General features: G+C 67.3%; 1 protein-coding gene. It reads right to left on the bottom strand.

Features of this window, described 5'->3' with window-relative positions; genetic code table 11:
- Nucleotides 1-321: DUF885 family protein (locus UK12_RS34695; RefSeq protein WP_045307208.1), on the bottom strand; the 321-nt coding region annotated here is incomplete at both ends.

Here is a 321-nt window from a genome sequence, read left to right as displayed (position 1 = left end):
GATCACCCGGATCAGCCGCAGAATCGGCCCGGCCAGGAAGCCGAGTCGGCACTCTGGTTCCGAGAACAACCCCAATTCGTCCATGAAGCGCTCGGCATACAGGGCCCAACCCTCGGTATTGGGACTCACCATGCCCTCGGTGACCTGGTAGCGGCTGACCCGGTCGGCGACCGCGACCCACTGGGCGGGCTGGAGATGTTGGCGCGGAACGCCCTCGGGATGCCAGATGCTGACGAGCTGCCAGGTCGGGAAGGTGTCCTGGCCGAGGGTGGGCAGGTAGGTGCGTCCGGGGCGGCTGAAGTCGAGGCTCGGGCCCTGGTA

The organism is Saccharothrix sp. ST-888 (assembly GCF_000955975.1).
Classification (GTDB): Bacteria; Actinomycetota; Actinomycetes; order Streptomycetales; family Streptomycetaceae; genus Kitasatospora.
The sequence above is the reverse complement of the archived record's forward strand: the minus strand, read 5'-3'. Positions and strand labels throughout refer to the sequence as shown.